This is a genomic window from Pseudomonas sp. SID14000 (genome assembly GCF_002165135.1).
Taxonomy (GTDB): domain Bacteria; phylum Pseudomonadota; class Gammaproteobacteria; order Pseudomonadales; family Pseudomonadaceae; genus Aquipseudomonas.
Genome location: NZ_NFZQ01000003.1, coordinates 107,695 through 123,884, shown reverse-complemented (window position 1 = coordinate 123,884; position 16,190 = coordinate 107,695). Strand labels below are relative to the sequence as shown.

Here is a 16,190-nt window from a genome sequence, read left to right as displayed (position 1 = left end):
AAGAGGCCAGCACAGACAACACAGGGCCACATTGCAAGACTGTAATCCCCGCCTCACCTTGCCGTTAGCTAGCCCTCGCTAGGATGGCCCTGTCTGATCGGTTATCACGAGGCAACCACGATGAACCTGACCAAATTCCTGCTGTTGGCCACCCTTGCCCTGGGCAGTGCCAGTGTTTACGCCGAGGGCGGTGCGGAACGTTCGAAGCAATTCTGGCAAGCGTTCCGCGAAGACCAACAGCGCCTGTACGGCGACAAGCAACAGGCCGTTGCCGAGCGTGAGCGCAAAGCACAGGAGAAGGCCCGCGAGTTGGCCAAGGACTGAGGTAACAGCACATGCGCCGCGACAGCTCCTCGGCGCAGGTGTATTCATGCGCCCGTCCGGGCGCATTTTTTTATTTGCGCGCCAGCAGGGTGGCGCGGCGTGGGGCCGGCAGGCCTTCGATTGTCTTGCTATGGTCGTTCGGGTCAAGGAAGTCGCCCAGTGACTGGTAGCGCATCCACTCGGTGCTGCGTTGTTCCTCGACGCTGGTCACGCTTACATCGACGCAACGTACATCGCTGAAACCGGCACGGCGCAACCAGCGCTCCAGGGCCGGTACCGACGGCAGGTACCAGACGTTGCGCATCTGCGCATAGCGGTCCTCAGGTACCAGCACCTGGTTTTCGTCACCCTCGATCACTAGGGTTTCCAGCACCAGTTCACCGCCTTTGACCAAGCAGTCCTTGAGCGCCAGCAAGTGCTCGATGGGTGAGCGGCGGTGATAGAACACACCCATGGAAAACACCGTGTCGAAACCTTCGAGGTTGGCCGGCAGATCTTCCAGGGCGAATGGCAGGTGCCAGGCGGGCAGCTCGGGCAGGTATTGCTGGACAGCCTGGAACTGGCAGAAGAACAGCCAGTTGGGGTCGACGCCAATCACCATGTCGGCGCCGGCTCCGAGCATGCGCCACTGGTAGTAGCCGTTGCCGCAGCCCACATCGAGCACGCGCTTGCCCTTGAGGTTCAGGTGCGGGCCAACCCGGGACCACTTCCAGTCCGAACGCCATTCGGTGTCCACATGCACGCCGAACAGGTCGAACGGCCCTTTGCGCCAGGGCGACAGGCCCATCAGTGCCTGGCGCATCTGTGCACGGGTGGCGTCGTCGCAGTCGCAATCCAGGCGCAGCCCGTTGACCAGGTCGATTTCGCTTGGCTGCAGGGCGGGCAGGGCCTCCAGTGCGCCGCGCCAGCGGTCGAGGTCACCGTGACCCTTCTCCAGCTTGGCTTCCAGTTGCGCTTGCAGGCCTTGCGACCAGGAAGCCAGGGGCGTGCCCGCCAGGCGGCGGACGAGGGGGGACAGATCGATCATGGCAGGGCTATCAACGAGGCGAAGTTAAGGCATTGGAACCAAGGCACCACCTTCGAGAAACCGGCAGCGCGCAGGCGCGCCTGATGGGCTTCGAGGGTGTCGGGCCGCATCACGTTCTCGATGGCGCTGCGCTTCTGGGCAATTTCCAGTTCGCTGTAGCCATTGGCACGTTTGAAGTCCAGGTGCAGTTCATTGAGCAGGTCCTGCTGTTCAGCATCGGCGAAGCGCAGTTTTTCCGAGAGGATCAGTGCGCCACCGGGCAACAGCGCTTGTCTGATGCGGCCGAGCAGTTCCAGGCGCTGGTCGGGGGCGATGAACTGCAGGGTGAAGTTCATCGCCACCACCGAGGCGGGCTCGAAGGGCAAGGCCAGGATGTCGGCCTCCAGCACCTGCACCGGTAGCAGTTCCTGGAACATCGAGTCCTGGGCGGTGAGGTACTGGCGGCAACGCTCGACCATTGCTGCGGAGTTGTCCACGGCGATCACCCGGCAGCCGTCGCTGCGCACATGGCGGCGCAGCGACTGGGTGACGGCGCCCAGCGACGCGCCAAGGTCGTACAGCGCGGTGTGCGGTTGGGCGAAGCGTGCGGCCAGCACGCCGAGGTTCTCGACGATGGTCGGGTAGCCCGGTACCGAGCGCTTGATCATGTCCGGGAACACACGCACCACATCCTCGTTGAAGACGAAGTCGGGCACTTGCTCCAGGGGCTGGGCGAAAAGGCGGTCGGGTTGTTTGCTCACGGCGGGCTCGATACAGGGTGAAACGGATGCGCATTTTAGCCAAAGGCCGCGATTCTTGCCATGGCAGCGCTTCAGGGTCAGGGCGTTCATTCCTAAATTAGTGAACTTTCCTACGAACTTAAGTTAGCGAAGTGAATTTATCAAAGTTTCAGGGTGTGGGACTTTTATAGGCGTTTACAAACTAAAACTCTACGGACAAGGTCATGGTTGAATGATGAATGTTATGCCTGAGCAGGAAGGATTGCCCATTGAGGAAATCGATCTGGCGGTTAAGGCCAAGGTATTACCAGAGCGCTATTTTGCTTTTATTGGCAATCGTCTCAACAGTGGTCAGCAGGTGGGTAGCCTGTTGACTGCGGAAAACCTGAAAGTAATAAAGCAGTACGCCAACACCGTGACGCACTTGCCGCGTACCCGGACTGAGATAGAACAGGATGTAAATTACGATGCCATGGGGATCGATGCATCGCTGGTGCATAACTTGTATATAGCCCTGCACCGACATGTTGCTGAATGGGACAAGCTTGAGCGCAGTATCAAGCAATTGGGGCCGGAGATAGAACTGTTCGCCGACACGCTGGTGCAACGTGGCGGTGCCTTGCTGGACAACCTCGAGCGCAGCGAGGTTTTCCAGCAGATCAAGCGACGCAAGGCCGAGCGTGGCGCGGATGTCTACAACCATGACCTGACTGACGAAGAGCGTGAACAGATCACGGCTGTGCTTGGTAGTGGCATGAATGGACTGATCAGGGAAATCGAATATACCCGACGGTGCATTGGCGATGTCGATGTCCGGGCCAGCTGGTTCAACCGTGAAATCAGGGTTGAACTGAAGCCGCGCATGGCGCGTTTGTTGAAGCACTTCGATGAAAAACTTGCTGGTAACGATGTATTGGAGAAACGCCAGCAACTCGACCGTTGGGATGAGCAGATCGACCAGCTGAAGTCCGAGTATGACGCCAATGTGGGTTACGCCTTTACCGGCCTGGTATTGGGCCCGGTGGGGTTGCTGGTGACCGGTGGTGTGTTCGGGGTCAAGGCGGAACAGATTCGCGCGGCCAAGAACGCGCTGATCGGCCAGCGCAATGAACTGGCACGTGCGCTTGTGCAACTGGAGCCCGCTCGCAAGGACCTGGAACGGGTAAGAACACTGGTCCGGGACCTCGAGTTCAGGTGCAAGGACTTGTCGGTGGCCACCAAGCGGCTGGCGGATGTCTGGTTGTTCCTGGCTTCGTATGCCGAGAGTTCGGTCAACGAGTCAAAAGAGCTGGCCGATATCAATCAGCTTGAATCCTTTGTCCATGACTTTTCCGAAGTTATCAAACCATGGGCCAAGATAGGCAGTATTTGCCACACGCTGTCGGGTTTGTTCAACGAACTGATCGAGGAGTACGAGGATGCCTGACATGGACGTAACCAGGGTCGCGTTGATCATTCCGGATTTTATAACCATGCAAAAAGTGCAGGGGCAGATATTCCTGTTGATCAATACTTGGGACATGAACGTCCTGCCCGCGGCACGCGAGCAATTGGCAGATTTGCGTGCGTTGCTGGTGAGCGTTGAGCGTGCGTTCGAGGAGAGCCTGGTCGGCGGCATCGTGCTACTGGAAGATCGGACGTTTCCCCCGCTTGCGCAAGGGGCAACTACCGACGACAGGCTCGCCAATGTGATTGCCCGGTTGAACCAGCAGCATTCGCTCTTGGTAAGGCAGAACTTGAGGCTGGAGCTTTTTTCTTTGTCTGCCCTGAAAGAACAGGTCGCAACGCTCGAGAGCCGAGCCACCCTGCTGGGCAACCAAGTGGCGGAATTCGAACGTCGCTTGATGCATCTGCGGCAACAACGGGCGGATATCGTACAGGCTATCGAACTGTTTGAAAAACCGTCGATTGCCAGTGCATTGAAGGGCCTTATACCGACCGAAGCTGACATCGAGCGGATCTTTGGGGTAATCAGTGATCCGAAAATCGACACCGAACTGCTCAAGGCCGTGACACACAGGCTGACCGGCCACATCGATATGCTGGAGGGGGCCAAGACATTCGCTGACTTGAGCAAGGCGCGCTCCAGGCTCGATGTGAAAATCGGGGAAACGGTCGGCGACCAGGCTCAGGTACAGCTGTTACTGCAGGCTACCCAGAAGGAAATGAAGGCAATCCATGCATTGTCCGGGCTGGAGCCACTCAAGGATGAATGGCTGCAGGAACTTCGCAAAGTGGAGCGAGAGTGGCAGACCCAAGCCGGAAGGCTGTCTGCAATGATGGGCCATGAGGCCGCTACAATCGCGCTGAGCGACCTCTATGCCTACCTTGTGGCCGTGCAGGTTGCCTATGACCGGAGCTACAGCCTTTAGCGGACGATGATCTTGCAGTCGAATGTTTGCACGGGGGCGATATCTGTGGCCCAAGGCTGCTGGTAGACCAGTACCAACTGGGCATTGCCGGTGCTGCTGGCCTCGTAGCGCCAGGTGGAGGCGCCGGCGCTGCCGACTACGTCCTCGTCCTCGGGAGCGCTGTACACCTCCGGGCCAAGGCTGCGCAATACATTGGAGGCGGGGTTTTCGATGCGCCAGCGGTAGCCCGTGGACGGGTTGCTGGGCAGGGTCAGGGTGAGCACCTGACCAACCTGCAGGCGCGTCGGGCATTCGCTTTCGGCGTCCAGTTCTACGGGTTGTGTGGGCTGTTGGGCACAGGCAGAAATCAGGGCGAGGCTCAGGGGAACGAGCAGACGAGGGGCGGTCATGTTGGCTCCGGAGGCTGACGATGGCCTGAGGATAACCGATGATCGAGGAGATTTGTGTTGCCTGTGCCGGCCCTTTCGCGGGTAAACCCGCTCCCAAGGGTATCTCACCGGGCTCAGGCCCTGCGCTATCCCTGTGGGAGCGGGTTTACCCGCAAAGAGGCCGGTGCTGGTTAGAACAGGACTTTGGCCACGTCGGCAAAGCGCTTGGCGAAATGCACGGTCAGGCCTTCGCGCAGGTAGTCCGGCAGTTCTTCGTAGTCCCCACGGTTAGGCTCCGGCAAGATCAGCTCGAAGATCTTCTGCCGCCGCGCCGCAATCACTTTCTCGCGCACACCACCAATCGGCAGTACTTGCCCGGTCAGGGTCAGCTCGCCGGTCATGGCCACGCCCTTCTTCGGCGCCTGGTCACGGGCCAGCGACAGCAGGGCACTGGCCATGGTGATACCGGCACTCGGGCCGTCCTTGGGCGTAGCGCCTTCGGGCACGTGCAGGTGAATGAACGCTTCGTTGAAGAAACCAGGATCCCCCCCAAACTGCTTGAGGTTGGAGCTGACGTAGCTGTAGGCAATCTCGGCCGACTCTTTCATCACCTCACCCAGCTTGCCAGTCAGCTTGAAGCCGCGGTTGAGGGTGTGGATGCGGGTGGCTTCGATCGGTAGCGTTGCGCCGCCCATGCTGGTCCAGGCCAGGCCGGTGATGACGCCTTTGCCGGCCAGTACCTGCTCGCTGCGGAACACCGGTATGCCGAGCGCGGCCTCCAGGTCCTTGGTGCCGATCCTCAGCTTGGCATCGGGGTTGTCCAGCAGCTTGACCACGGCCTTGCGAACCAGCTTGCCCAGTTGCTTTTCCAGCTGGCGTACCCCGGCTTCGCGGGCATAGCCTTCGATTACCGCGCGCAGGGCACTGTCGCTGATGCCGAGGCTGGTCTTGGCCACGCCGGCCTTTTCCAACTGCTTGGGCCACAGGTGGCGCTTGGCGATGGCCAGTTTCTCTTCGGTGATGTAGCCGGACAGGCGGATCACTTCCATGCGGTCGAGCAATGGCCCGGGGATCGAGTCCAGAGTGTTGGCGGTGCACACGAACAGCACCTTGGACAGGTCCAGGCGCAGGTCGAGGTAGTGGTCGAGGAAGTCGACGTTCTGCTCCGGATCGAGGGTTTCCAGCAGTGCTGAAGCCGGGTCACCCTGGTAGCTCTGGCCCATCTTGTCGATCTCGTCGAGCATGATCACCGGGTTCATCACTTCGACGTCCTTAAGGGCCTGCACCAGCTTGCCGGGTTGGGCGCCGATGTAGGTGCGACGGTGGCCTTTGATCTCGGCTTCGTCACGCATGCCGCCGACGCTGAAGCGGTAGAACGGCCGCCCCAGCGATTCGGCGATGGACTTGCCGATGCTGGTCTTGCCTACCCCAGGCGGCCCCACCAGCAGCACGATAGAGCCGCTGATCTCGCCTTTCCACGCGCCCACGGCAAGGAATTCGAGAATGCGCTCCTTGATGTCGTCGAGGCCAGCGTGGTGCTGGTCGAGGATTTTGCGCGCGTGCTTGAGGTCGAGCTTGTCCTTGCCGTACACGCCCCAGGGCAGGGCAGTGGCCCAGTCCAGGTAGTTGCGGGTGACGGCGTACTCGGGCGAGCCGGTTTCGAGGATGGCCAGCTTGCCCATCTCTTCATCGATGCGCTTGCGCGCCTGGTCCGGCAGGGTCTTGCCTTCGAGGCGCTGCTCGAACTGCTCGAGGTCGGCGCTGCGGTCGTCCTTGGTCAGACCCAGCTCCTGCTGGATGACCTTGAGCTGTTCCTTGAGGAAGAACTCGCGCTGGTGCTCGCCTATCTGCCGGTTGACCTCGGCCGAGATTTCGTTCTGCAGGCGCGCGACTTCCACCTCTTTGCGCAGCATCGGCAGGACCTTTTCCATGCGCTTGAGCATGGGCACGCAGTCGAGCACTTCCTGCAACTGGCTGCCAGTGGCCGAGGTGAGAGCGGCGGCGAAGTCTGTGAGCGGCGACGGGTCATTGGGGCTGAAGCGGTTGAGGTAGTTCTTCAGCTCTTCGCTGTACAGCGGGTTGAGTGGCAGCAGCTCCTTGATCGCGTTGATCAGCGCCATGCCGTAGGCCTTGACCTCGTCGGTCGGCTCGGCGGGCTGATGCGGGTACTCGACCTCGACCAGGTACGGCGGGCGGTGATGCTTGAGCCAGGTACGGATGCGTACCCGGGTCAGGCCCTGGGCGACGAACTGCAGCTTGCCGTTTTCGCGGCTGGCGTGGTGCACCTTCACCAGCGTGCCGTACTGTGGCAGCGCCGAGGTATCGAAGTGGCGGTGGTCTTCTGGCGGGGTGTCCATGAAGAACAGGGCCAGGCAGTGGTCTGGCGACTTGGCAACCAGGTCGAGGGTTTCTGTCCAGGGGTCCTCATTGACGATGACCGGTAGCACCTGGGCCGGGAAGAACGGACGATTGTGAATCGGGATCACGTAGACCTTGTCCGGCAACTGCTGGCCGGGCAAGGCAAGCGCGTGGCCGGCTTCGGCCTGGTGGGTGGTGTGCTCGACTTCGCTGTGTTCGTCGGGATGTTCCGGGAAATCCTGCTGGTCGGTCATGGGGCACCTGCGTAAATGACTATGGTGCTTAGATGGGGCGGGGGGAGATGGGTTTCAATGGTAGATGAAGGGTGCAGAGAGGAGTGATGCCTGTACCGGCCTCTTCGTGGGTGAACCCGCTCTCACAGGTACGGCGCCGACCTTGGGCACAACGCCGTACCTGTGGGAGCAGGTTTACCCGCGAATGCGGCAGCAGGTCCACTGCCGCATCGCAGGATTACTCAGCCAGCTTGTAGGCGATGATGTAGTCGCCCATCCTGGTGCCCAGCGAGCCATGCCCGCCGGCAGTCACCAGCACGTACTGCTTGCCATCCTTGCCGGTATAGCTCATCGGCGTGGCCTGGCCACCCGCTGGCAGGCGGGCTTTCCACAGTTCCTTGCCGTTGTTCACGTCATAGGCGCGCAGGTACTGGTCCAGGGTGCCACTGAGGAAGCCGACGCCACCGGCAGTGACGATCGAGCCGCCCATGCTCGGCACGCCAACCGGCAGGCCGATCGGCACTGGGGTACTGTCGCGGGTGGTGCCATTCTTGTGCTTCCACACTACCTTGTTGGTGAACAGGTCGATGGCGGCGACATAGCCCCAGGCCGGGGCCTGGCACGGTACGCCCAGTGGCGACATGAACGGGTGCATGGTCACTGCGTACGGCGCGCCGGTGTTCGGCTGCACACCGCTGGTCTCGCTTTCGCGCTTGCTACCTTCGGCCACCTGCTCACGCGGGATCATCTTCGATACGAAGGCCATGTAGTTGGGCGAGGTGAACAGCAGTTGGCGCACCGGGTCGACCGACACGCTGCCCCAGTTGAACACACCGACGTTACCCGGATAGACCAGCGAACCTTGCTCGGACGGCGGGGTGTACTGGCCTTCGTAACGCAGCTCGCGGAACTGGATGCGGCACAGCATCTGGTCGAACGGCGTGGCGCCCCACATGGCCTGTTCGGTCAGCTCAGGGCCAAGCAGGTTCAGGTCGGAGCGGGCCTGGGTCGGCGAGGTGTGATCGCCCTTCACCGCACCTTGAGGAGTGGGGATTTCGCGGATCGGCACGATCGGTGTGCCGTCGCGGCGGTCGAGCACGTACAGGCTGCCTTGCTTGGTCGGCACGATGATTGCCGGTTTCACGCCGTCGTTGGTCTTCAGGTGGACCAGGGTCGGCTGGCTGCCGACGTCCATGTCCCACAGGTCGTGGTGGGTGAACTGGTAGTTCCAGCGGGCCTTGCCGGTGGCCAGGTCCAGGGCGACCACGCCTGCGCTGTACTTCTCTGCACCCGGGGTGCGATCGGCGCCCCACTGGTCCGGGGTCTGGTTGCCCAGTGGCAGATAGATCATGCCGAGGTCTTCGTCGACGCTGGCGATAGACCACATGTTGGCCGAGTTGCGGCTGTACATCTTGCCGGGTGCCAGTGGCTGGGTGTCGTCCGGGTTGTTGCTGTCCCAGTTCCACACCAGGTGCCCGTCGTGCACGTCATACGCTCGGATCACGCCGGACGGCTCGTTGGTCGACTCGTTGTCGGTGACATGGCCACCGATGATGACCAGGTCACGGGTGACGGCGGCGGGCGAGGTGGAGTAGTAGCCGCCAGCGGTGAACGGGCCGATGCCGGTGGTGAGGTCGATCACGCCTTGGTTGGCGAAGCCTTCGCAGACCTTGCCGTTGTCGGCGTTGATGGCGATCAGGCGGGCGTCCGCAGTCGGCAGGTAGAGGCGGCGCGGGCAGGCCTGGGCCACGGCCAGGCCGGCGTCGGTAATTTTCGGTGCCGGGCTGCCATCGCGGCTGACGTAGCGGTTTTCGTCATAGTACGAAACGCCGCGGCAAGTCATGTGGGCAAAGCCCTTGAAGGTGCCGACCGGGCTCTTGACCTGTGGGTCATAGCGCCAGATTTCCGCGCCGGTGTCCGGGTCCAGGGCCAGCAAGCGGCTGTGTGCAGTGCAGGCATAGAGCATGCCGTTGACCTTCAGCGGGGTGTTCTGGTTGGTCAGTTCCACCGGGTCGTTTTCGGTCGGCAGGTCACCGGTGCGGATGCGCCAGGCCTCTTCCAGGCGGTAGGCGTTCTGCGGGGTGATCTGACGCAGCGGAGAATAGCGGTCGCCGTGCTCGGTGCGGCCGTAGGCCTGCCATTCGCCGTCGGGCATGGCCGGGGCGGTGCTGGCCATTTCGCTACTGTCGCGGCCCAGTTCGCCGAACACTTCACCGGGGTGGGTGAACTGGCTGCCCAGCGCGCAAGCACCCGATGCGACCACTGCAATGCTGAGCAGCGCAGTGTTGGCCTTGCTGGCCGGGCCGATCAGCGGGCGACGTGCCCAGGGCAGCAGCAGGAGCACGCCGATGGCAAACCAGATGGCCAGGCGCGGCACCAGTTGCCACCAGTCCAGGCCCACTTCGAGCAGGGCCCACACCGTGCTGCCCAGTAGTACCAGGCCGTACAGGCCCAGGGCGATGCGACGCTGGGCCAGCAGCAGGATGCCCGACAGGGCAAAGCCGATACCGGCGATCAGGTAGTACAGCGATCCGCCCAGCTGGCTCAGCTTGATGCCGCCGGCCAGCAGGGCCAGGCCCATCAGCAACAGCAGCGCGCCGATCAGGCGCGGTAGCCAGCGGCTTCCATTGTTGGCACTTTCAGTGCTCATCGTAGGTTCTCCGTCAGGTCAAAAAGGGGGTTAGAAACTGCTCTGGATCTTCAGGCCGCCGATCAGGGCACTATCGACCTGCGACACCCCGCCGGGGTGGCGGATGTACTGCAGGTTGGGGCGTACCGTGAGCCAGTCGGCCAGGTGGATGCCGTAGTACAGCTCGGCGCTGTACTCGGTGTCCTGCACCGGCAGGAAACCGGGGTTGTCGTAGTCGTCGATGCCGGCGGCCTGGTTGGCCAGGCGTGCGTTCTTGCGATAGGCAGGGTTGACGTGCACGCGGGCCAGGGCGAAACCGATGTCGTCCTTGGCGCGGGCGTCGAAGGGCCCTTTGTATACCAGTCCTGCCTGCACATAGTTGTCGATGGCATTGGTCTTCTTGTCGTGCACCGTGGCGTTGGCGAACAGGCTCAGGCCACGCGACTGGTCGGACGCCAGCGAAGTCACCTGCTGCTGGGCGCCGAGCCACAAGCCGTGCTTGCTCGAACTGCTGCGGTAGGCGGCGCCGCTGAGGGCTGCCGGCTGCCCGTTGCTGTCCTTGAGAACATCCTGTGCCTTGGCATTACTGTAGTAGTAGCCGGCACGATATTCCCCCTTCAGGCCATTGACCCGTGGGCTCCACACCAGTTCGACCGGCATTACCGCGCCTTGGGTGCCGCTGCCGCTGAGCTTGAAGCCGTTGCCCGACTCCAGGTTGGAGGGGTTCTGCTCGAACACGCCGACCTGGGCGTAGAGCGCTTCGCTGAGGTTGTAGCGCACGCGCAGGGCCCACTGGCTGACCGGCCAGTTGTACCAGATGCCACCTACCCAGTTGCCTACCTGCGAGCCGCAGAAGGCCAGGTTCTGGAAGTCGCAGGGGAAGCTGTTGAAGTCTTCGCCTTCACCGAAGCGGCCGAATTTCACGTCCAGTGCACCATCGAAGTACTTCTGCTTGATCCACATCTGCGTCAGCCGCCAGGTTTCGCCACGGCCCCAGACCTCCTGGGCAGAGGTGAAGCCGCCAACACGCGGGTCGTTGATGCGGTCGTTGCTGATATTGTCGCCGTGGCGCTCGGTGATGGTCAGCTTGAATTCGGTGTCATGCCAGCCGAGGATCTTCTCCAGGTCCAGGTGGCTACCGAAGGTGAACTGGTCGCTGTAGCGCGCGGTGCGGTCGTGGTCGTAGCCACCGTGCAGGTTGCTGCCCATTTCGCCGGTGTAGCCGAGGGTGAAGTCGTAGCCTTTTTCAAGCAGTTCGCTGCGGGTGCCACCCCAGTCGCCGAGCATCCATGGGGAGTCGCTGGCGAACATCTCGCTGGCACTGGTGGAGGTCGCCAGGGCACTGAAGGCAAGGCCGATGTAACAGGTTTTGGGCAGTTGGAGCATGAGATAGCGCTATCTTTTGATTGTTGAACAAACGGCAAGCACATCGAAGGGCGGGCCCTCCAATGGATATGGCGACAAGATGGTTTCGATGAAGCGATTCAGCTTGCGGCGGGGAGGATATAGGGGAAGTTGTAAGAAAAAAAGACAAATTGTCGCAGTGGATTGTTGCTCATTGGGTAACAGTACAGCTGATGAGAGGGCACAGCGGGAACTGTGGGAGCGGGTTCACCCGCGAATGCGATGGTGGTCCTGGCATCGCATTCGCGGGTGAACCCGCTCCCACAGGGATCTCGCCAGCTTCAGGTCTTAAGTAAAACGGTTGATCCCAAAAGGACCCGGTAGATCAGAAGGTGGTACGCAGGCCCACTTCCACGCTACGCCCTGGTGCCGGGGCGATATCGCGCAGGATCGAGCTGGCATAGCGTACGGTCTGGTCGGTCAGGTTCTCGCCGCGCACAAACGCCAGCCACTGGCTCTGGCCAACTTCGAAGCGGTAACCAACGCTGGCCCCCAGCGTGGTGTAGCCATCGGTGCTGCTTTCATTGGCTGGTTTGCGGTGCTGCGACGCAGCATGCTGCACATCGACCCGCGCCTGCCAACGGTCCAGCTCCCAGACCAGGCCGCTGTTCACGCGCAGCGGGGCGATGCGTGGCAGCGGCTCGCCACTGTCGAGGTTTTTCGCCCGGGTGTAGTCACCGGAGAGTTCCAGCGCGAAGCTGCCATAACGGTTCTCGGCCAGTTGCCAGCGGTCCTGGGCCTCGATGCCATAGAAGCGTGCCCGCACGCCCTGGTACTGGTATTCCGGGAAGCCGTCGTGCTCATGACCATGGTCGTGGTCATGGTCATCCTCGTCATGATCGTGGTCATGTCCCTCACGTATGTTGCCGGTGCCGATCAGGCCGATGTAGTTGCGGAAGTGGCTGTAGAACACCCCGACACTGCCCTTGTGGGTGCCGTTGTCGAAACGCAGCGCCAGGTCGGCGGAAATGGCCTTTTCCTTGTTCAGGCCGGCATCGCCGACTTCAAAGGCCCCGGTGGCCACATGGGCACCATTGGCATACAGCTCGTAGAAGGTCGGGGCGCGCTCGGTGTAGCCGAGGTTGGCGGCCAGCGACCAGATCGGGTCGAGCTGGTACACCGCCCCGGAAGACAGGCTGAACGCGTTGAAGCTGCTGGCGCTGTCGGCGCCGACGAAGTTCTCGTTGCCTTTGGCATCCGGGTCGACTCGAGTGTGCTCCATACGTGCGCCCAGGCTCAGGTTCAGGCGCTCGGTGGCTTGCCACTGCTCCAGCATGAACAGCGCCAGGCTGTCGGTGTCGGTGTGCGGAACGAAGGCTTCCTCGCCCAGGGCGGAGAATTCGTTGCGACTGACCTGGGCGCCGATCACGCCCTCCACCGGCCCGAGCGGTTGGTGGCGTGCTTCGATGCGTGCTTCATAGCCCTTGTTCTTGAAGGTGGTGTGGACTTCGCCTTCTTCGATTTCACTGTGCTCGTAGTCGGTGTAGCCGGCATCGACCTTGACCGAAGTGAACGGGCCGTCCAGGTCACGCAGCTCGGAGGCGAAGGCGTAGTGGTCCTGCTTCATGTCCAGACGCACACCTGGTTCGGCCACCGAGCCATAGTTGCTATCGTAGCGGCTGTACGACAGGCCGGCGTAACCATGGTCCCAATGGTAGGCGCCACCCACCGCGCCACCGTCCTGGCGGCCGTCGCTGTTTTCCAGGCGGTGTTTGCTTCCGGGCTCGTCGGCATCACGTACCTTGGAACTGCGGGCGTAACCGGGGATGCGCAGGTCGTTGAACTGGCGGCTGTTGGCATCCAGGTGCAAGGCGAAGGCTCCGTTGCCGGCCTCCAGCTTGCCGGCGCTGCTGCGGGTGGTGTCGGCGCCACCGTAGCGCAGTTCACCGGCACCGTGGATGCCCTCGATGGGGGCGTCCGGGATGCGGTTGTCGAAGGTGCTGACCACGCCACCAATGGCGTTGCCGCCATAGAGCAGGGCCGCCGGGCCACGGACGATCTCGACGCGGTCGACGGTCACCGGGTCCAGCGGAACGGCGTGGTCGTAGGACAGCGACGAAGCATCCAGGGCACCGACGCCATTGCGCAGGATGCGAATGCGGTCGCCATCCAGGCCACGAATTACCGGGCGACTGGCGCCAGGGCCGAACCAGGTGGAGGCGACCCCGGGCTGCTTGTTCAGGGTTTCACCGAGGCTGGCGTGCTGTTGTTGCAGCAGATTGTCGCCTTCCAGCACGGTGCTGGGGGCGGCCAGCTGGCGGTTGCCCAAAGGGTTGGCGGTGATGACCTGGGGTTCGAGTTCCACGGCGTGGCTGGGTGATGCGGCCAACCACAGCGCGACGGCGAGGGGAGAGAGGCGAAGCGGTGTGTACAGCATGGGGATGGGGCGTTCCTTGGCAGATGCTTTTGTGTTGTTACAATATAACATCTCTATTTCAGCACAGCGGTTTTGCGCCTGGCCAGTGGTTTTTCTGACGACTCGCCTGATCCCACCCACCACTACACTCGTGTAAGGTGCGCATCTTTCCTATGGAGCACTGGCATGAGCACGGCCCAACACAACGCGCTGCACGGCAAGACCCTCGAACAGATCCTCACTGAGCTGGTGGCGCACTACCAATGGCAGGGCCTGGCCGAGCGCATCGATGTGCGCTGCTTCAAGAGCAACCCGACCATCAAGTCGAGCCTGACCTTCCTGCGCAAGACGCCGTGGGCACGGGAAAAGGTCGAGCAGTTGTACGTGAAGCTGCAGCGCCAGGCCTGACATGCCGCGCTATCCCTGGCTAACCGGCATGGCCGTGCTGGGCTGGTTCGGCCTGACCGTGCAGGTGTACCTGGTGCTGCTGGCGCGTTGGCAGGAACAGGCCAGCTTGGTGGGTGGCCTGATCAATGTGTTCGGGTATTTCACCGTATTGACCAATACCCTGGCGGCAACGGTGCTCAGTTATGCAGCGTTCGGTCGGGAAGGCCGTGCCAAGCGCTTTTTCCTGTCGCCTTCGGTGAGTTCCGCGGTGGCCGCCAGCATCGTGCTTGTGGCATTGGCCTACAGCGTGCTGTTGCGTCACTTGTGGCAACCGCAGGGCTGGCAATGGCTGGCGGACGAGTTGCTGCACGATGTGATGCCCGTGCTATATGCCTTGTATTGGTGGTGCCACGTGCCCAAGGGCAGATTGCGGCTATGGCACTTGCTGGTCTGGGCGGTGTACCCGGCGGTGTATTTTGCCTACGCGCTGTGGCGAGGGAGCGAGATTGGCGTGTATGCCTATCCGTTCATCGATGTGGCGAGCCTGGGGTATGGGCAGGTGTTGCTCAATGCCTTGGGGGTGTTGGCGGGCTTCTGGGGGATTGGGCTGGTGTTGCTGGCGCTGGATCGGTGGCGGGGGCTGCACAGATTGGCTTGACCTGCACAGGCCCTCTCGCCGGCAATAAATAATCACTCGTCGTCCGCGGTCCCGTCGGCACGCCAGTAGGCCACAGCCTTCAGCGCGTCCTCAGGCACGCCTTTCTCCAGCAACAGTGCCTTGACCTGGCGGGTCAAGTTTTTTTCCAGTGCCACCCAGCCGTACAACTGGCCTTGCGGCAAGGTCAGGTTCTTCACCAGTGCCAGCAAGTCTTCCTGTTGGCGACGTACCCAGATCACCTCCACCTGTGCCTTGCTCGGCAGTGACTGGCGTTCCTGCTCGTCTTCGATCTGGATGACAGCCAGCACTTGGCGGCCTGCGGGCAATTCCTCCAACCGGCGGCCAATGGCCGGAATGGCGGTTTCGTCGCCGATCAGCAGGTAGCTGTCGAAGATGTCCGGCACCACCATCGAAGCCCGCGGCCCGGCGATGTCAAGGGTTTGCCCGGGCGCGGCCTGGGCGGCCCAGGTGGAGGCAGGGCCATCGCCGTGCAGTACGAAGTCGATGTCCAGCTCGTTGACTACCAGGTCGATGCGCCGTGGTGTGTATTCGCGCATGGTCGGCCGTGCGCCACCGTCCCGCCCTAGATTACGGGCCTCGATCGCCTGTTGTTGCTCTGGCGTTTCGGCGAACAGCAGCTTGATATGGTCGTCACTGCCCACGCTGGTAAAGCCTTGTAGTTCGGCACCACCGAGGGTGATGCGGCGCATGCGTGGGGTCAGTTCGGTGACCCGCAGCACTTGTAGGCGGCGTTGGCGGATCTCGTGGTTGACGCGGTGAATGGTGTCACTCATGGGGTGTCTCCCTGACAGGTTCGGCCGGCCCGGAGGCGATGGCCTTGGCGGTGTGGTTGAGCAGGTCGCGGACCCGCTCGATTTCTTCCGGTGTCCAGCGGCCGCTGTGCATGTGCAGTGCGTGGCGCAGGTTGCCGACCGCTTCATGAATCTCTGGTGGGCGGTCGTGGCCGCGCAGGGCGCGTTTGCTGACTTCGATGCGCATGCGCACGCCGTCCAGGGCGACGGCCTGTTCGGCCAAGGCGATGCGGCCGGCTTCGGTTATGGCATAGAGGCGTTTGCTGCCCTGCACCTGGCCGCTGATCAGCTCGGCCTCTTCGAGGAAGTTGAGGGTGGGGTAGATCACCCCGGGGCTTGGGCTGTAGCTACCGTCGAACAGGTTTTCGATCTGGCGGATCAGGTCGTAGCCGTGGCCTGGCTGTTCGGCGAGCAGGGCCAGCATCAGCAGCTTGAGGTCGCCTGGGGCGAAGACGCGAGGGCCGCGTTCGCCACGACCGGGGCGCCGCTCGAAGGGGTCATGGGGGGTGTGTTCGCGCATGGGGGCAGGGCTCCGTCGTTTGC

14 protein-coding genes are annotated in these 16,190 nt (G+C 62.2%); 5 read left to right on the top strand and 9 right to left on the bottom strand.

Annotation, left to right across the window (positions count from 1 at the left end; genetic code table 11):
• Positions 1-120: 120 nt before the first annotated feature.
• Positions 121-324 (top strand): hypothetical protein, encoded by a 204-nt coding sequence (locus CAY82_RS05625; protein ID WP_003258490.1) that lies wholly within the window; start codon positions 121-123, stop codon positions 322-324.
• A 70-nt stretch (positions 325-394) separates the two neighbouring features.
• On the opposite strand, the gene cmoB is transcribed toward CAY82_RS05625, so the two are convergent.
• Together cmoB and cmoA are read right to left on the bottom strand one after the other, a co-directional pair.
• Positions 395-1,351: a tRNA 5-methoxyuridine(34)/uridine 5-oxyacetic acid(34) synthase CmoB gene (gene cmoB / locus CAY82_RS05620; RefSeq protein ID WP_087500301.1), complete on the bottom strand. Its 957-nt coding sequence runs from the start codon at positions 1,349-1,351 to the stop codon at positions 395-397.
• Positions 1,348-2,091 carry a carboxy-S-adenosyl-L-methionine synthase CmoA gene (cmoA, locus tag CAY82_RS05615; RefSeq protein WP_087500536.1) on the bottom strand — a complete coding sequence of 248 codons (744 nt, stop codon included), beginning with the start codon at positions 2,089-2,091 and terminating at the stop codon, positions 1,348-1,350. The genes cmoB and cmoA overlap by 4 nt, the downstream gene beginning before the upstream one ends.
• 211 nt (positions 2,092-2,302) lie before the next feature.
• On the opposite strand from cmoA, the gene CAY82_RS05610 reads away from it, so the two are divergent.
• Both CAY82_RS05610 and CAY82_RS05605 read left to right on the top strand, forming a co-directional pair.
• Entirely contained in the window at positions 2,303-3,496 is a 1,194-nt protein-coding gene (locus CAY82_RS05610; RefSeq protein WP_170931029.1) for an alpha-xenorhabdolysin family binary toxin subunit A, read from the top strand.
• Complete coding sequence (locus tag CAY82_RS05605) at positions 3,489-4,442, top strand: alpha-xenorhabdolysin family binary toxin subunit B (RefSeq protein WP_256576227.1); 954 nt, start codon at positions 3,489-3,491, stop codon at positions 4,440-4,442. The genes CAY82_RS05610 and CAY82_RS05605 overlap by 8 nt, the downstream gene beginning before the upstream one ends.
• On the opposite strand, the gene CAY82_RS05600 is transcribed toward CAY82_RS05605, so the two are convergent.
• From CAY82_RS05600 to CAY82_RS05580, 5 genes are all read right to left on the bottom strand, one after another.
• On the bottom strand, positions 4,439-4,831 hold the full coding sequence (locus CAY82_RS05600; protein WP_087500300.1) for a protease inhibitor I42 family protein: 393 nt from the start codon (positions 4,829-4,831) through the stop codon (positions 4,439-4,441). The genes CAY82_RS05605 and CAY82_RS05600 overlap by 4 nt on opposite strands.
• 170 nt (positions 4,832-5,001) lie before the next feature.
• On the bottom strand, positions 5,002-7,422 hold the full coding sequence (gene lon / locus CAY82_RS05595; RefSeq protein ID WP_087500299.1) for an endopeptidase La: 2,421 nt from the start codon (positions 7,420-7,422) through the stop codon (positions 5,002-5,004).
• A 217-nt stretch (positions 7,423-7,639) separates the two neighbouring features.
• Positions 7,640-10,051, bottom strand: coding sequence for a glucose/quinate/shikimate family membrane-bound PQQ-dependent dehydrogenase (locus tag CAY82_RS05590; protein WP_087500298.1), 2,412 nt, complete (start codon positions 10,049-10,051; stop codon positions 7,640-7,642).
• 30 nt (positions 10,052-10,081) lie between these two features.
• A complete protein-coding gene (locus tag CAY82_RS05585) occupies positions 10,082-11,416 on the bottom strand; it encodes a carbohydrate porin (RefSeq protein WP_087500297.1) in 1,335 nt (444 codons plus the stop codon).
• 343 nt (positions 11,417-11,759) lie between these two features.
• Entirely contained in the window at positions 11,760-13,811 is a 2,052-nt protein-coding gene (locus CAY82_RS05580) for a TonB-dependent receptor (protein ID WP_087500296.1), read from the bottom strand.
• 165 nt (positions 13,812-13,976) lie between these two features.
• Between CAY82_RS05580 and CAY82_RS05575 the strand changes: the two genes are divergently transcribed.
• A complete protein-coding gene (locus CAY82_RS05575) occupies positions 13,977-14,198 on the top strand; it encodes a VF530 family DNA-binding protein (protein WP_003252112.1) in 222 nt (73 codons plus the stop codon).
• 1 nt (position 14,199) lies between these two features.
• Positions 14,200-14,835 (top strand): Pr6Pr family membrane protein, encoded by a 636-nt coding sequence (locus CAY82_RS05570; protein ID WP_087500295.1) that lies wholly within the window; start codon positions 14,200-14,202, stop codon positions 14,833-14,835.
• 32 nt (positions 14,836-14,867) lie between these two features.
• On the opposite strand, the gene CAY82_RS05565 is transcribed toward CAY82_RS05570, so the two are convergent.
• Both CAY82_RS05565 and CAY82_RS05560 read right to left on the bottom strand, forming a co-directional pair.
• Entirely contained in the window at positions 14,868-15,629 is a 762-nt protein-coding gene (locus CAY82_RS05565) for a siderophore-interacting protein (protein ID WP_087500294.1), read from the bottom strand.
• Positions 15,622-16,167 carry a PadR family transcriptional regulator gene (locus CAY82_RS05560; protein WP_087500293.1) on the bottom strand — a complete coding sequence of 182 codons (546 nt, stop codon included), beginning with the start codon at positions 16,165-16,167 and terminating at the stop codon, positions 15,622-15,624. The genes CAY82_RS05565 and CAY82_RS05560 overlap by 8 nt, the downstream gene beginning before the upstream one ends.
• Between the last annotated feature and the right edge of the window lie 23 nt (positions 16,168-16,190).

Bases quoted from the DNA above. Each gene is read 5' to 3' on its own strand.
- CAY82_RS05625 (WP_003258490.1), top strand. From the start codon at position 121: ATGAACCTGACCAAATTCCTGCTGTTGGCCACCCTTGCCCTGGGCAGT.
- cmoB (WP_087500301.1), bottom strand. From the start codon at position 1,351: ATGATCGATCTGTCCCCCCTCGTCCGCCGCCTGGCGGGCACGCCCCTG.
- CAY82_RS05610 (WP_170931029.1), top strand. From the start codon at position 2,303: ATGATGAATGTTATGCCTGAGCAGGAAGGATTGCCCATTGAGGAAATC.
- CAY82_RS05605 (WP_256576227.1), top strand. From the start codon at position 3,489: ATGCCTGACATGGACGTAACCAGGGTCGCGTTGATCATTCCGGATTTT.
- CAY82_RS05600 (WP_087500300.1), bottom strand. From the start codon at position 4,831: ATGACCGCCCCTCGTCTGCTCGTTCCCCTGAGCCTCGCCCTGATTTCT.
- lon (WP_087500299.1), bottom strand. From the start codon at position 7,422: ATGACCGACCAGCAGGATTTCCCGGAACATCCCGACGAACACAGCGAA.
- CAY82_RS05590 (WP_087500298.1), bottom strand. From the start codon at position 10,051: ATGAGCACTGAAAGTGCCAACAATGGAAGCCGCTGGCTACCGCGCCTG.
- CAY82_RS05585 (WP_087500297.1), bottom strand. From the start codon at position 11,416: ATGCTCCAACTGCCCAAAACCTGTTACATCGGCCTTGCCTTCAGTGCC.
- CAY82_RS05580 (WP_087500296.1), bottom strand. From the start codon at position 13,811: ATGCTGTACACACCGCTTCGCCTCTCTCCCCTCGCCGTCGCGCTGTGG.
- CAY82_RS05575 (WP_003252112.1), top strand. From the start codon at position 13,977: ATGAGCACGGCCCAACACAACGCGCTGCACGGCAAGACCCTCGAACAG.
- CAY82_RS05570 (WP_087500295.1), top strand. From the start codon at position 14,200: ATGCCGCGCTATCCCTGGCTAACCGGCATGGCCGTGCTGGGCTGGTTC.
- CAY82_RS05565 (WP_087500294.1), bottom strand. From the start codon at position 15,629: ATGAGTGACACCATTCACCGCGTCAACCACGAGATCCGCCAACGCCGC.
- CAY82_RS05560 (WP_087500293.1), bottom strand. From the start codon at position 16,167: ATGCGCGAACACACCCCCCATGACCCCTTCGAGCGGCGCCCCGGTCGT.